The following is a 13,930-nucleotide window of genomic DNA, read 5'->3' as shown; positions in this document are numbered from 1 at the left end:
CCTCGTGCTACTGGACCATGAAACGGCGGGGCCCGCCGCGGGAGAGACGGACGTCGGTGAGCGGTTCGGCGTCGGCGATGAGGTCGGCCACGACGGGGTGCCGGACGCTGCGGGCGAACGGCAGGAAGGCACTGGCTTCTCTGGTCGGCTGGCCACCGCGGGTGCCGGACGGAGTCACCAGCCAGCGCGCGCCTTCGATGGGAACGAGGGTCGCCGTCTGGCCGGGGACGGGCAGGCGCGCGTCGGACTGGACGTTGACGATGGGCCAGTGCGCCGTACCGGCGGGCGCGCGGAAGATACCGGTGGCGTAGGCCAGGCCGGAGTACACGTGCTCCTCCGGCATGGGCGGCAGGCCGAGTGCGGCCCACCAGGCGGCCGCTGCGGAGCCACGGCCGGTGGCATCGATCATCAGGTCGGCATCGAGCTGACGTACGTCCCGGGTGGCCGTGTCGCGCACCTCGACACCGGTGACGTGGTCGGCGCTGCCGGACAGCCCGACGGGTTCGGTGCCGGACAGTACGTGGATGCGCGGGTGCGCCAGGACTTGCCGGCGTACGCCCCAGTCGAGCAGGTCGCGGGAACAGGCAATCAAGTACTGCATTTCGGGCCACCGGCGCAGCCAGCCCGCCGCGGTGAGAGACACCAGCCCGGTGGGCAGAGGGATGCGGCGGGCGCCCGCCGCCAGCCATCGCTGTGTGATGCCGGGTAGCAGGCTTTCGACGGTGCGGGCGCCGCCGGACCACAGCAGGTGTGCGTGCTGGGCTTGAGGCAGGCCCTTGCGGGGAGCGGGGAGCGGGGAGCGAGGGGCTGTGGCCAGCAGGTCGCGTTCGACGATCTGAACCTCGGCGTGATCCGCCAGGACGGCGGCGGCCAGCATGCCGGTGAGGCCGCCGCCGAGCACCACGGCGGCGGGGGAGTGGGCGCTTGAGGCGCGCGGGACTCTACGGTTGGTCACAGGCGGCACTCCCCGAGCGGTAGGCGGACAGGCGTGCCCATCGTTGCATGAAGATGTCACGGGCGGAGGTTCGGTCAGCGCACGAAACGGACGACGGGTGGACAGCCCACCACCGAGAACGCGCCCGCCGGCATGGCCGGGCTCAGCAGGGGAAGCACGGCGGACGAGGGCCGAACACGATCTTCGCTGCCAACGTCCGAAATGGCAGGCGGTCGCGGCCACCTCACAGCGCATGCAGAGGTGACCGGTGGTTCCTCGATGGTGGTACGCCTTGATCAGCACGGTCTGCCTGCTGGGCTTCTTTTTCGCCGCGGGCACAGCAGACTGGCCGATGAGAACAAGATCGCTCAGGCCGCGCCGCTTCGGAGGCTGTCTGTTGGGCGTAGGTTTCGTCTTCGCCGGGAGAGCCCTTCTGCCCGGGCGGCTCCGGAGAGCGATGTTCCGCTTCCCGTTTCCAGCGGGACGACACCGCCGGCCAGGACCACGGCATGGAGCCTGCCGAAGGCATCGTTGTCCCAGCGCCACTTCCGTGCTGGCGGTACGCCACGGTGTGGGCCACACGAAGGATGCCTCACACGGCCGGCGGCAAGTTGTCGTCACTCAGGCTGAGTCACTGTCTGGGCCCAGCGGACGTCCCGCGCCGATGTGACGACTGTGATGCGGCCGACCCGGCGTCCGCGTCCGCCCGCGTTGATTCACCGCTTCCGGTCCTTCACTGCCGCAGCGATTGTCACCGCTGTACCGGCGAGGAACGGCAGGATCATCGCCGGAAGGAGCCATGCCGGCAGGTTCGGGTCCGGCGTGGCACGCCAAAGTATTCCGCAGCCCACAAGAAGAGAGATGCCTGTGCAGGTGTTGAGCAGTAGCAGGGCGCGTGCGAGCCGGCGTGCCGAGGCTCGGCTGCCTGGCCTGTTCGTCAGGGACGTCACCCGGGCGGCAGCGAACGGCGTGGCATCGGTGTTCGCCAGCTCATCACGTGGTGTCTGCCGCAACGTCAGCTCTGCGGAGCCGGCCATCAGCACCGTCACACCTACGTACACGAAGACCAGCAAGAACGCGCTGCCGATCGACTTGTCCGTCCAGGCATCCACTCCACCGTCCCCGATGTGCTCCGGTATCCGCCCCGGTAGGTGTGGATAGCGCAGCGCGCCCCAGATCGTCATCGCGAGGAGCAGGGCGGCATTGGGGAGCAGCCATAGCCGGACGGGGGAGGAGAGGAGCGCCATAGGACCGATCATCCGATGAGAGCTTGCGCTGGAGAAGAGTTCGGTCCGGCCACTTCACTACTGCGTCAAGTCGGGGCGGTTGGGCTGCATTGTCGGTCGGCGGGGGGCCGGGTCAGATGGAGATGCGTCCGGCCGGAAACTCAGCGGCGCGGCTCGCTCAGGGGACTCATGGCCTCGACTGCCATGGCGACCGACGCGCGCTGCCGAGCGAAGCGGCTCAGTGGCCCGATTTGGAGTCGCCATCGAGGCTCAGCTCAGTTTGAGGCCACAGTTGAGTACGCGTACTCATGCACACGCACGGTCAGGCTCGGCACCCTGCGGCCATGACGAACATCGCTCCGAAACCGAAGCGCTGGCGCCCCTGGGCGCAGCCGGCACATTGGGGCGTGGATCTGGCCATTGCGATCCCGCTGTTCCTCCTGGAGACCGCGTGGCTCGTATTGGACTGGATGCTCGGCCTCGGCCTGGAGGTATGGGCAGCGCAAGGCAAGCAGGACCGGATTGACGCGGCTGCTCTCGCGCACATCGGGCGGGTGCAGGTGCTGCTGATTGCCGCATTCGTCATGGCGGCTCTCGCGGGTGTATTCCGTGCCCGCTGGATGGCGATCGCGCACCTGTTGGTGGCTCTCCTGGCCGGCGGAGTGTTGTTGATCGTGCAGCACCAGTGGGATAGCAGCCATACCCCGCCCGGGTGCATCCGTTATGCCGCGCACTGTTGAAAACGGTCAGTGGGACGCGAGTGCCAAGCGGTAGCTGCCGGCGGTCGTCCGGGGCCTACTCCCGACATGAGGCAATCTGCGCAAGCGTCTGCGCCCCGGGTGAATGCCTGTCGGGAGGGGGAGAATTCCTCTCGGCCAGGGCCGGGGCGACCGCGAGCAGTCCTGCCGAATTCTCCACGTCAGCGCCGTGCAGCGGCATGTCGAAATGGTGCATGGTGCTGAGCAGAAGTCCTGGCCGGACGGGATCGAGGTAGCGCGGTCACGATGCGTGGTGTGATGTGCCGGGCTTGGCCACTCGGCCCGGGCGGCGGTAAGAAAGGGTACCGAGGACCGTGCGGGCGTGATGAATGGCGGTCGCTGAACGGCGGTTGATCAGCCGGGATGGATGATCACCGCCGTGTCGCCGGCATCCGGGATCGGGGTGGGTGTGCAGTGGAGGCCGAGGAGCGCCGGCGCCGCATCGTGGAGGCCGCTCGCCAGGGGGGATCGGTGGAGGTCGGCAAGCTCGCCGCGGACCTGGGTGCGGCCAAGGAGACCGTACGGCGGGATCTGCGCGTGCTGGAGGAGCACGGACTGGTGCGGCGTACGCACGGGGGCGCGTATCCGGTGGAGAGCGCGGGTTACGAGTCCACCCTGGCGTTCCGGACCACCATGCACCTGCCGGAGAAGTTGCGGATCGCGGAGGCCGCGGCGGCGCTGTTCGGCGATGCGGAGAGCGTCTTCATCGACGAGGGGTACACGCCTCAGCTCATCGCTGCGGCACTGCCTGCCGACCGTCCGCTCACCGCGATCACGGCCTCGTTGGCCACCGCGGCGTTGCTGGCCGCCAGGGACCACGTCACGGTGGTGCTCCTGGGCGGCCGGGTGCGGGGTGGCACCGTGGCCACGGCTGACCACTGGACGGCGGGCATGCTGTCCGAATTCGTCGTCGACCTGGCATACATCGGCGCCAACGGCATCTCCCGGGAGTACGGCCTCACCACCCCTGACCCGGCGGTCAGTCAGGTCAAGCAGCAGGCGGTACGAGCGTCCCGACGCCGGATCTTCTCGGGCGTGTACACCAAGTTCGGCGCGGTGAGCCTGTGCCGCTTCGCCGAGGCGGCGGACTTCGAGGCCATCGTCACCGACACCCGGCTGCCGCAGAGCGAGGCACACCGTTACTCCCTGCTGGGCCCGCAGGTCCTGCGCGTCTGATGACGGCATGCGGAGCAGCGTACGGCGGTGTACGGGAAGTACGGCGGCACACGGCGGCGGAGCCGTGAAGCGGCCGGGCGGGCGAGCAGAACCTGGTGACGTGGGGACATGAGTGGTCACGCCGCTGTCAGCCCACGGCTGTTGAGCCCCTCGCGGAGTGCACGTGTCGCGTGGTACATGCGCGACTTGACCGTGCCTGGCGGCACCCCCAGCAGCCTCGCCGTCTGGGGCAGGCTGCGGCCCATGTAGTACACGTGGACCAGGACCTCGCGATGGCACGGCGCCAGCTCCCGCATGGCTGCGACCACCACCTGCCGGGTCAGCGTACGGTCGACTCCGTCGGGAACGGGCGAAAGGGGAATGTCCGCGGCATCGGCCTCCGGGGGCCGGGCCTTGCGCGAGCGATGAACATCGATGACCAGGTTGCGGACGACAGTGAACAGCCATGGACGCAGTGCATTCGTTGTGGGATCGAGTTCGTCGGCGCGTTGCCAAGCACGGAAAGCCACCTCCTGCACGATGTCCTCCGCACGGTGCCAGTCGCCGTCCAGCAGCCGGGCCGCGAACCTCAACAAGACCGACCCGTGACGCTCGTACAGAGCCCCGAGGAACCCGTCGGCCTGCTGCGCCGAACGGCCCGGTGCGGTACGGGAATGCATGGCGCGCCCGGCCGGCGTCGGCGATGTCTTCACGTTGCGTCTCCTCACAAGTGCCTCTGAGCTGAGGTGTCTGCGCTGGGCGCGAGGCGAACGCGCCCCTGAAGACGTTGTATCGCCGAGAGAGCCCGAGGGCGGAGCCCGTGTGGGCGGGCAGCGCGCCCGAGTCCGAGAGGCTGCTCGCGCCCGCTCAGTACGCTGACCTGCCATGGGGCGGCTCGGCCGCCCGCGCCGGTGCCCGGAGTACCCGACTGGGTGTCCGCCGCGCCCGTTCCGGTGCCCGCATGCTGTCCGGACGGGTATGACGCGCCCGGGTTTCGGGGCCGGCGGGTGGGGGGACGGCCGTGAGTGGCTGAAGCGGAAGGGCGGAGGTCGGATCACACCGTTCCGGGCCTTGAGGGAGCGATCGGGGCTGGCCGCTCCGGGCCCGACGATCAGATCGTCCTTCCGGTCCCCGTCGACATCCTGGTACCGCGTGGCCCGCATCGGGCACTGCTTGTCGTGCTGCTGGTCTGCGGTGCGCTTGCTGATCCGCTGCGTGGTCTTCTCGTAGAACGGCAGCGCACCGCCCATTGTGTCGGTCACAGCGGCCAGAGAGATGGGACGGCAATGGGGCAGTGGCGGTACGGAGGGGCTACGGAGGCTGTGCCAGTCAGTGCCCCGCGCCCCCACCCAAGCTGATCACGGCGTAGGTCTCCCCGTTTTCCGGCGGCCGTGTCCATGAACGGGTGGTGAAGGTGTGCAGCCGTCCGTTCGTGATCGCGTGACGCGGCAGGCGGGCACCGAACTCGTCGGCCACGGCCTCCAGCAGCGGCCGCTCCGCCTCGGTGGCTTCCTCCCGGGAGGCGAAGAACCGGTCCGGGTCCAGTGCCCTCGGTATCCGTCCGGTGCGATGTGTCTCGCCATCCACGTACGTGAAGGCGTACTGCTCGGTGCCGTCCTGCGCTACGGAGAGGTGGAAGAACGGTTGCCCGTGGTGGGCTCTCAGGCCGCTCCACACGACCACCGCGCGGGTGCCCGCGCTCGCGGCCGCGGCCGGGGAGATGAATCGCTGCGGGTCGAAGGGCGCGGGACCGCCGTCGAAGGCGAAGCTCCAACCACGGCCGGCCCGGCCGACCGCCACGGGGGCTTTGTCGTCGTAGGACGAGAACTCCCGCTGTCCGCTGAGCAAGCGGTGGCGTGCTTCGTCGGTGGTCATGGGATCGTTCAGCGTCGCCTCGTCCGCGTCCGCGAGGCGTCCGGGCAGGTCCTCCGGTTCCACAGCTTCGACCAGGACGAACCGGTAGGACGTGTGAGGCTCGTGGCCGTCCGGGTCCGCGAGCCATGCCAGGCCGCCCGGGTCGAGGCCGGCCACCCGGCTCGGTGCCTCACCCGCCTCTCCGCCCCTGGGGGTGGAGAGCAGCTCGCGGCCCCGTTCCGGGGTCAGCAAGGGACCGAGCAAGGGGTCGGCCACCCAACCCAGCGGTGCCAGGAGGCCGGGTCCCGGCGGCTGCCAGGCCGGCAGAGCGTCCATCAGCGTCCGCCATGCCCCGTCGGTGTCGCCCCACCGCGCCAGCTCCCGCGCCCGCTCGACCGCCGCGCCGAACGGTCCGGCCGCCGCGTACCGGTACGTGCCGTTGCGCACCTGCTCCAGCGTCGCGTGGGCCAGCGACACCACGTCGTCACCAGCTCCCCGCAGGTGGAACTGCAACGTGGAGTCGTCCCTGTACGAGTGCGCCGCGTGTTCGGCGACCAGCGAGGGCAGGAGCTCGGGTGCGTACCGTGGGTCGATCACCAAGCCCTCGAAATACACCATGTAAGTCCGCCCGAAAAGGCGGCGTATCTGGTCTCCCAGCCCGGCGGCCCGCGGTCTGCCGTACTTCTTCGCCTCGTCCAGCGCGTGCTCGGCCCGTTCCCAGTCGCCGCGCAGCGCCTCCAGCCGGGCTTGCTCCACCAGGGCGTCCAGCTCTCGCGTCGTGTCGTTGACGAACTCCGGCTCCCCGTCGGCCGGGCTCGCCCGTAGGCTGTGGAACTCCTGGTACATGGCCTGCATGAATTCGGCGAAGTTCGCGTACCGTCCGGGTGCGGCGGCTCGCCAGCTCGCCCACATGTACACGGCCCACTCACCGTCCTCGTCCACGTCCTCGGGGTCCAGCAGGACGTAGGTGATGTCGGACTCGACGTCGAGCTGGAGCCCGCGCCGCCAGATGTCCGCCTCCCGCCGCTCGTCGGGTCCGGCATCGTCGTCCAGGTACTCCTCGAAGATGTCAGCGAGTCCGGACTCGTTGTTGTGCCAGCATGCGTCCGCGGTCCCGGCCAAGAGCCGGACGAACCCGCCGGCGTGCTGCCATCCGTCGCTGACCGCGAGGAACTCCCGGTACGAAGGGGGCATCCGTCGGCCGAGACGCTCCTCCATGGCTGCGATCCGCTCCTCGGACGCGGGCGGGAATCCCAGCCATCGCGTTTGCCGGGCGGCTTCGTCCTCCTCACTTCGTGTCGCGTCATCGGGCAGGGAACCCGCCCATTCCCCGCTCCATCTGAGCAGGAACGGCCGCCAGTTGAATGCTGTCGTATGCGTCATGCGTCCGATGCTGCCATCCACCACTGACAGTGCCCTGTGATCCGCTGGCGGCACACCTCCCGGAGCTCGCTCCAGAGTGGCTCACAGCGGCAGGACAGTGGACACCGGACGGGCTCCGGAGCGCGGCGTGAGCGTAGCGCGCGGGGCGAAGAGGAGATAGAAGGAGGGGAGAAAAGGAACGGGGGAGAAGGAGTGGGGAGAAGACGATGGCGGCGAAGGAACCGCTCCCGTGGGGGAGCAAGGTTTTGATCGGAGTCCTTGTGGTCCTCCTCGTGCCGGTGGCTCTTGTGATCGCGGCTCTGGTGATGTCCGTCGTTTCGTTTCACAATGCGCCACGGGACCCCGGACCGTCGTTACCTGCGCCCTCGGCGACGGCCGGTGGATAGTGCTCGCCGACGGCACGGGTCCGCACAGCCATCGGGAAGGGCCGGCAGGTGGCGATGTCGCAACCGGTAGTCCAGGAGGCCCGAAGAAGCCCCGAGGAGGGAAGCGACGCGGTGCCGCGCTCAGGGCCGCGACTTCTGCTTGTGCTCCAGTTTGGGCGGGAAGTACCGCCAGGGCTCGATGTGCTGGGCTCTTCCTGCGCATCGGACGGCGCCTTCTCCTCCCACTGCGCGTATGCGAGCGGGATCCGGTGATCGTGTGCAGGCTCTGGCCGAACTGCTCGGTGCCGGAGAAACTCCCGGTTCCGGTAGTCGTGGGGGTAGGAGAAGCGGTCGAAGATGAAAGGGGCCGGGGGCCGGTCGGCCGACCCGGTGAGTCAGGCCCTGGGGGCTCCAGAGGCAGGGCGGGTATGAGCGTCCTGCTCTGAACGCGGGCATCAGGGAGAGCGCTGACGACCGCGGTTTGTCCCCAGGCCGCTGCCAGGCACAGCGGTGTGGTCTCCCGGTACGCCCCCACCGCACATTCCAGACCCGAGCCTGCCTCGGCGAGGAGGCTCACCACATGGGCATGGCCCGAGGGCTCGGCCTGGGTGCACAAGGCCGATGCGACATCCGTACGGCATTTCACCCGATCGTGAGTCGATGCGCGCTCCGTACCAGTGACTTCACATGACATTCACACCGTGAGCCCGCAGTGCGCCACGGTCAGGGCCGCGAAGCCGTGTGGTGGCCGTTTAGCTGTGGCACGCGGGGAACCCGTGAAACACAGTGGGAAAAGCCCCCGTGGAACGGCAGCCGCACCATTGCGGCCTTATCAGTAATACGGCACCACCAACCCCCGGTTCGGGAAGTGCAGGGAAAGGCAGCGTCGGCCATGCCAGAAACCACCAGCGCCGTGCACCACAGTGCGGCCCGACGGCGTACTGCGGCTGCCCCGGCCCCAGCGCCCTACACGGCCTCGATCCCCGCCCCCTCCGCACCCCTGGAGACCTCCGCACCCCCGGAGTCCCCCGCAAATCCGGAGACCTCCGCACCCGCGGCCGTCCGTACCGGGACAGCCCCGGGACCGGAGCGCACCGGACCGGTCAGCGTCCTGCTGGTCGACGACCGGGTGGAGAACCTGCTGGCCCTGGAGGCCGTCCTCGCGCCCCTGGGCTACGACCTGGTGCGCGCCACCTCCGGCGAGCAGGCCCTCAAGGCCCTGCTCGTCGAGGAGTTCGCGTTGATACTGCTGGACGTGCAGATGCCGCGCATGGACGGGTTCGAGACCGCGGCCCACATCAAGCGGCGCGCCCGTACCCGCCACGTACCCATCATCTTCCTGACGGCCGCGAGCCATGGCCCGCACCACGCCTTCCGCGGCTACGCGGCCGGCGCCTCCGACTACATGGTCAAGCCGTTCGACCCGTGGGCGCTGCGCGCCAAGGTCAACGTCTTCGTCGACCTCTACCGCGTCAACCGGCGTCTGCACGACCAGAACGCCCTGTTGCAGGCCGAAGGTTCGCTGAAGGCCGAGGATTTGTGCCGCAGCAGCGGTGAGCGGCCGGCGGCGATGCCAGAGGCGGCGAGCCCGGTGCTGGCAGAGTTGGACGCCCGGCTGCAGACCGTCGAGGACAGCGCCCGCGACCTGTTCGCCCAACTCCCCTCACCACGCGCCCCGGTCGGCGAGACGGCCACAGCCGTGGCTCTGGCCGAACAGCTCACCCGGCTGCGCCAGCACCTCGACCTCCTCCTGGACGGCAACGCCCTTCCCGGGGAGCGATGTCCGGGCGGGCCGAATACGTAGCTCCGAGACGCCCGGCCGTCGCCCTGCCGCGTCAGGGACGAGCGCCCGACCGGTCGAAGGGAATGACCGTGCGGTACTTGCCGCCGGCTGTCTGCCGAGGAGGGTCTTCGGCGCGCTGGACCGTGACGTGGCCCAGCTCGTTGTCGGCGAGAAGACGGGTCAGTTCCAAGTGGGCCGCCTGCCACACGCGGTCCGGGTCGGCGTCGGCGGCCGGCAGCAGGCGTACCCGCAGGGTTGCCGGTGCGGTCTGCTCGACCTGGAACAGCTCGACTCCAGGAGTGCGGTCGAAGAGGGTGCCGAAGGCCAGGGGAGCGAGCTGGACGGGGTCGCCGCTTCGGGTGGGGAAGGTGAGGATGTCACCTGAGCGGCCCTGGACGCGGAGTGCGGGCAGCGGGTTGCCGCACGGGCACGGGTCGGGCCGGAGCATGACGCTGTCACCGAGGTCGTAGCGCAGGAACGGCTGCACGCGGTTGGCGAGGTTGCTGATCAGTACGGTGTGCGAGTACTGGCCGGGCGGGGTGGGCCGGTGATCGGCGTCGACCGGTTCGAGCACGGCCCAGTCACTGTTGACGTGGTACCAGCCGTGGGCGCAGCTGTGACTGAGGTAGGTGCACTCGGTCGCGCTGTACATCGCGCGGACCGTGGTGCGGAAGGCGCGGGCGATCCTGGCGGTGTCGTCCGTGCTCATCGTCTCGCCGGCCGGCTGGACCAGCACCGGGTTGATGCGCAGGCGGCCGGCTTCCTGCTCGGCGGTGAGGAGCATGATCGTACTGGCGTAACCGATGACGAAGGCGGGGCGGTACTCGTTGAGTTCGGCCACCAGCTGCGCCATCGGGGTGTGTACCGGGAACGCCCGGAGCAGTTTGCTGCGCCATCCGCCCGCTCGGAGCGTGCGGGAATAGGCCGCGAAGCCGACGTAGTGCCCACCGGTGGCCACGAGCTGGGCGAAGCGGCCGCCCTGGGTGGCTGCCCGGAGGAGCCCGGCGGGGCCCAGCCACGAGGCGAGTGCCCGGGAGGTGAGCGCGGCGCCCACGTCCATGTACCGGTCGTCCAGGAGGAAGAGCCCGCGTCGGCCGCTGGTGCCCGAGGTCGTGGCCACCATGTACTTCCCGCGGAACCGCTGCCCGATCCGGTCGGGGTCGTCGCTGAAGGCACGCACCTTCTCGTACGTGACGGCACGGTCGGCCACCCAGTCGTCGAAGTGCCCCATCAGCTTCTTCTTGTCGGTGACCGGCAGCAGCGCCGGGTCCTCGACCCGCTCGGGCAGGCCGCGGTAGAGACCGCGGTAGTACGGGGAGGCGGCCCGGGCGTGGGCGACCATGTCGGCCAGCCGGTCGCGCTGCCGCCGTGTGACGGCAGGCATTCCCTCCTTGCGGGCCCTGCGGGCGTCCCGCCCGAGCCATGCCATGGTCTCGGTCATCGTGCGGTGCTCCTTCGGGGTACGGGGGCGGTCTGCAGCCCGGCCTGTCCCAGCACGGCGAGGAAGTAGGACTTGACCTCTTCTGCGCCGGTGGTGTCGGGGTACGCGGCAAGGTGGTGCAGAGCCGCGCCACTGAGCATCTGCTGAAGGATCTCCGGGTCGCTGTCCGGAGGGAGTTGCCCGGCCGCGCGAGCCCGCTCCAGAGTGGTACGCACCGCGAGGCCACGGTGGCTGCCGTGCGCCTTGTGGTAGGCGTGCAGGAGTTCGGGGAGGTCGTCGACCGTGCCGTAGAGGCGGCGGATCAGCCTGCGTGCGCGGGGTCTGCCGAGGTGCTCGGCCCAGGCCGTGACCATGCTGTCGATGTCCGGCCAGTCCATCGAGCCGGGATCCACGTCCCGGTATTCCCACTCGACCGCGCACACCAGCAGCTCGGTCAGGGTCGGGAAGCGCCGGTACACGGTGGCACGGGTGACTCCGGCGCGGCGCGCCACCTGCTCGATGCTCGCCCAGCCGACGCCGCGCTCGACGAGCAGATCGAGCGCGGCCGCGAGGATCGCCTCGTCGGCCTCCCGGCTGCGCGGCCGGCCGGGGGCTCTCGTCGGCGGGGCAGACGTGGCGAGGGGGTGCTCTTCGGGATCGTCTTCAAGCTTCACACCAATACGATACAGCACAGCTCTGTATTGTATTGGTTTCAAGGGGGGTGAGCGGCGAAGAAGGTGAAGCTCTCATTGCCGTACGGGGCGACATCAGGTGTTCCCGCGGCGCTCCTCGGCCGCCACAGCGGCACGCATCACCGCCTGACGCGGCATGCGCTGATACGTCGTCGCATCCCGTACGGCTCCGCTTCGGGGAGGAAGAACACTGCCGTCCGCGGCACCTCGGAACGTACACTGACCCGGTGTTGGCCAAAGATCCGGAAGACCAGCTACCGGACGCGGCAAGCCACCGTGCGAGCTGCCGCAGGCCGACCGTACGGGGTGAGCGTGTGACCGGACGGCCGGTGCCTGCGGTGCTGCCCCCGTTGCTGCGCGCGTGGCTCGGCTCGATCGCGGCTCTCGCCGCGCTGACGGTGGTCGTGTTCGGGGTTCTGTACGCCGGTCACAGCCGGCCGGGCACGGTGGACGGGTGGCTCGTCCCGCCGACGGCGGACAGCGTGCGGCCGCCGTGGCGGGGCGTGGCGCTGGCCACGGACTTCCTGGGGGAGCCCGGGGGAGCGGTGGCGCTGGTGGTGGTCGCCGTGGTGGGCTGTCTGCTGCTCCGGTGTCCTCGTGCGGCGGTGTTGGCCGTTGCCGGGGCCGGCGTCGCCGTGGGGACGGCGACGCTGCTCAAGTTCCTGGTGGGACGCACCATCCACGGTGACAACCTGTCCTACCCGAGTGGGCACACCGCCTTCGTCACCGCGCTCGCCGTCGTGGTGGCGCTGCTCACGGCCGGCAGGCTCGGCCTCGGCAGGGCGGGCGGCACGTTACTGGTGCTCGGCGCGGCGGTGGTTGCCGGCGCCGCCATGGGCTGGGCGCAGGTCGCGCTGGGCGCGCATTATCCGACCGACGTCCTCGGCGGCTGGTGCACCGCGCTGGCGGTGATTCCGGCGACCGCGTGGCTGGTCGATCGGGCGGCCGACCGGGTGGGCGACCGGCCGGGCGCTCGGACGGCCGGAAACCGATCGCCAGGAGCCTAGCTGACGACACGTCACCTAACCTCACGCCAAGCGCCGGAAGACCGGCTTCACCGGTCGGCCGGCCAGCCAGGGGGTGGGATCCCCGGCGTCCAGTGCCTTCCGGTACACCGCACATGCCTGGGCCACCACCTCGACGGTGCGGTCGATGTCGGCATCGTCCAGCGCGCTGCTCACCACGAACGACGGGGCGAGGATTCCGCCCGCGATGAGTCTGCGCAGGAACAGGGTGCGGTACTGCTGTGACGGCTGCAGGTTCCCGTCGAGGGTGGCGAAGACCAGGTTGCTGGCCCGGCCCCGGACGACGAGGTGGTCGCCGACTCCCATGCTGTCCGCGGCGTCGCGGACCCCGGCGGCCAACCGTTCACCGAGGGCGTGCAGCCGCGCGGTGATGCCCTCCTCGACGTAGGTGGTGAGTACAGCCATCGCGGCCGCCAGGGAGTGTGTCTCCGCGCCGTGCGTGGTGGACAGCAGGAACACCCGGTCACCGGAGTGGCGCAGCCCGCCCCGCTCCATCAGATCGCGGCGCCCGGCCAGTGCGGAGACGGCGAACCCGTTGCCCAGCGCCTTGCCGAACGTGGAGAGGTCGGGCACGACGCCGTACAGGCCCTGGGCGCCCGCCTCGGACCAGCGCAGGCCGGTGATCATCTCGTCGAAGACCAGTACGCAGCCGTGCCGGTCGGCCAGGTCGCGCAGGCCCTTGAGATACCCGGGCGGGGGCTCGGTGTGGGTGGCGGGTTCGAGGATCAGGCAGGCGACCTCGCCCTGGTGGCGGGTGAGCAGTTCCTCCGTAACGGGCAGGTCCCCGTAAGGGAACGCCACGGTGAGGTCGGTGGTCGCCGCCGGAATACCCGCGGCCATCGGCGTGGTGCCGATGAACCAGTCGTCGACGGAGAAGAACGGGTGGTCGCCGCAGACGGCCACCCGCGGGCGCCCGGTGACGGCGCGGGCGAGGCGTACCGCGGCGGTGGTGGCGTCGGAGCCGTTCTTCGCGAACTTCACCATCTCGGCGGTCGGCACGGTGGCCAGGAAGCGTTCCGCCGCCTCGACCTCCACGACGGACGGCCGGACGAAGTTGCTGCCGCGGTCCAGTTCCCGCCGTACCGCCTCGATCACGCGGGGGTGGGCATGGCCGAGGCTGACCGACCGCAGGCCGGAGCCGTATTCGAGGTAGCGGTTGCCGTCGATGTCCCACACGTGGGCACCCTGGCCGTGGCTGATGACCGGCGCCAGGTTCTCGGGGTACTGGTCGTCGCCCTTGGCGTAGGTGTGCGCGCCTCCGGGGACCATGGCGTGCAGCCGCTCGTTCGCCAGCCGCGACAGGGGGAGGGGGAACTCTTCACTGTCCACGCCGAC

General features: G+C 70.0%; 11 protein-coding genes. 4 read left to right on the top strand and 7 right to left on the bottom strand.

Annotated features, from left to right (window positions below):
- Positions 1-7 precede the first annotated feature (7 nt).
- Entirely contained in the window at positions 8-955 is a 948-nt protein-coding gene (locus AB0A97_RS27020; protein WP_361154758.1) for a hypothetical protein, read from the bottom strand.
- 695 nt (positions 956-1,650) lie between these two features.
- Positions 1,651-2,181, bottom strand: a complete 531-nt coding sequence (locus AB0A97_RS27015) for a DUF1648 domain-containing protein (RefSeq protein ID WP_361154757.1) — start codon at positions 2,179-2,181, stop codon at positions 1,651-1,653.
- A 323-nt stretch (positions 2,182-2,504) separates the two neighbouring features.
- On the opposite strand from AB0A97_RS27015, the gene AB0A97_RS27010 reads away from it, so the two are divergent.
- On the top strand, positions 2,505-2,900 hold the full coding sequence (locus AB0A97_RS27010; protein ID WP_361154756.1) for a DUF6234 family protein: 396 nt from the start codon (positions 2,505-2,507) through the stop codon (positions 2,898-2,900).
- A gap of 432 nt (positions 2,901-3,332) precedes the next feature.
- Complete coding sequence (locus AB0A97_RS27005) at positions 3,333-4,094, top strand: DeoR/GlpR family DNA-binding transcription regulator (RefSeq protein ID WP_361154754.1); 762 nt, start codon at positions 3,333-3,335, stop codon at positions 4,092-4,094.
- Positions 4,095-4,210: 116 nt separating this feature from the next.
- Here AB0A97_RS27005 and AB0A97_RS27000 read toward each other — a convergent pair whose 3' ends face one another.
- Both AB0A97_RS27000 and AB0A97_RS26995 read right to left on the bottom strand, forming a co-directional pair.
- Positions 4,211-4,753 carry a sigma-70 family RNA polymerase sigma factor gene (locus tag AB0A97_RS27000; RefSeq protein ID WP_361154959.1) on the bottom strand — a complete coding sequence of 181 codons (543 nt, stop codon included), beginning with the start codon at positions 4,751-4,753 and terminating at the stop codon, positions 4,211-4,213.
- 649 nt (positions 4,754-5,402) lie between these two features.
- Positions 5,403-7,310 carry an SMI1/KNR4 family protein gene (locus AB0A97_RS26995; RefSeq protein WP_361154753.1) on the bottom strand — a complete coding sequence of 636 codons (1,908 nt, stop codon included), beginning with the start codon at positions 7,308-7,310 and terminating at the stop codon, positions 5,403-5,405.
- A gap of 1,476 nt (positions 7,311-8,786) precedes the next feature.
- On the opposite strand from AB0A97_RS26995, the gene AB0A97_RS26990 reads away from it, so the two are divergent.
- Positions 8,787-9,479, top strand: a complete 693-nt coding sequence (locus AB0A97_RS26990) for a response regulator (protein WP_361154957.1) — start codon at positions 8,787-8,789, stop codon at positions 9,477-9,479.
- A gap of 31 nt (positions 9,480-9,510) precedes the next feature.
- Here the strand turns inward: AB0A97_RS26990 and AB0A97_RS26985 are convergent, their stop codons facing one another.
- Together AB0A97_RS26985 and AB0A97_RS26980 are read right to left on the bottom strand one after the other, a co-directional pair.
- Positions 9,511-10,899, bottom strand: coding sequence for a phenylacetate--CoA ligase family protein (locus AB0A97_RS26985; RefSeq protein ID WP_361154752.1), 1,389 nt, complete (start codon positions 10,897-10,899; stop codon positions 9,511-9,513).
- A complete protein-coding gene (locus AB0A97_RS26980; RefSeq protein ID WP_361154751.1) occupies positions 10,896-11,552 on the bottom strand; it encodes a TetR/AcrR family transcriptional regulator in 657 nt (218 codons plus the stop codon). Before AB0A97_RS26980 ends, AB0A97_RS26985 begins: the two co-directional genes overlap by 4 nt.
- A 332-nt stretch (positions 11,553-11,884) precedes the next feature.
- On the opposite strand from AB0A97_RS26980, the gene AB0A97_RS26975 reads away from it, so the two are divergent.
- Positions 11,885-12,577 (top strand): phosphatase PAP2 family protein, encoded by a 693-nt coding sequence (locus AB0A97_RS26975; protein WP_361154749.1) that lies wholly within the window; start codon positions 11,885-11,887, stop codon positions 12,575-12,577.
- Between the two features lie 21 nt (positions 12,578-12,598).
- On the opposite strand, the gene AB0A97_RS26970 is transcribed toward AB0A97_RS26975, so the two are convergent.
- Positions 12,599-13,924, bottom strand: coding sequence for a glutamate-1-semialdehyde 2,1-aminomutase (locus AB0A97_RS26970; RefSeq protein WP_361154748.1), 1,326 nt, complete (start codon positions 13,922-13,924; stop codon positions 12,599-12,601).
- Positions 13,925-13,930: the final 6 nt, after the last annotated feature.

Source organism: Streptomyces sp. NPDC045470 (genome assembly GCF_040646595.1).
Lineage (GTDB): Bacteria > Actinomycetota > Actinomycetes > Streptomycetales > Streptomycetaceae > Streptomyces.
Note: the sequence above shows the minus strand (reverse complement) of the source record. Positions and strands in the feature narration are given on the sequence as shown.

Excerpts from the sequence above, each read along its gene's own strand:
- AB0A97_RS27015 (WP_361154757.1), bottom strand. The coding sequence starts at position 2,181 with ATGGCGCTCCTCTCCTCCCCCGTCCGGCTATGGCTGCTCCCCAATGCC.
- AB0A97_RS27010 (WP_361154756.1), top strand. The coding sequence starts at position 2,505 with ATGACGAACATCGCTCCGAAACCGAAGCGCTGGCGCCCCTGGGCGCAG.
- AB0A97_RS27000 (WP_361154959.1), bottom strand. The coding sequence starts at position 4,753 with ATGCATTCCCGTACCGCACCGGGCCGTTCGGCGCAGCAGGCCGACGGG.
- AB0A97_RS26995 (WP_361154753.1), bottom strand. The coding sequence starts at position 7,310 with ATGACGCATACGACAGCATTCAACTGGCGGCCGTTCCTGCTCAGATGG.
- AB0A97_RS26985 (WP_361154752.1), bottom strand. The coding sequence starts at position 10,899 with ATGACCGAGACCATGGCATGGCTCGGGCGGGACGCCCGCAGGGCCCGC.